At 75.1% G+C, this 209-nt stretch carries 1 protein-coding gene; it reads right to left on the reverse strand.

Going from position 1 to position 209, the window contains the following annotated elements:
- Positions 1–209: alpha/beta hydrolase fold domain-containing protein (locus QWJ41_RS21860; protein WP_302710598.1), on the reverse strand; the 209-nt coding region annotated here is incomplete at both ends.

Below are 209 nucleotides of genomic sequence, written 5' to 3' on the forward strand. Positions count from 1 at the left end.
TCGCCCATCAGCCCCAGGCGCGCGGGGTCGGCACCGAGGGCGTCGGCGTGCTCATGGGTCCACAGCAGCGCCTCGTAGCAGTCCTCGTGGGCGGCGGGGATGCGGTGGGTGGGGGCCAGGCGGTAGTCGACGGCCACCACGACCGCGTCGAGCTCGTCGGCGACCGCGCTGCACAGCCAGTCGCCCTGCCGGGCGCTGCCGAGCACGAA

Source organism: Nocardioides cremeus, assembly GCF_030518195.1.
Taxonomy (GTDB): Bacteria; Actinomycetota; Actinomycetes; order Propionibacteriales; family Nocardioidaceae; genus Nocardioides; species Nocardioides cremeus.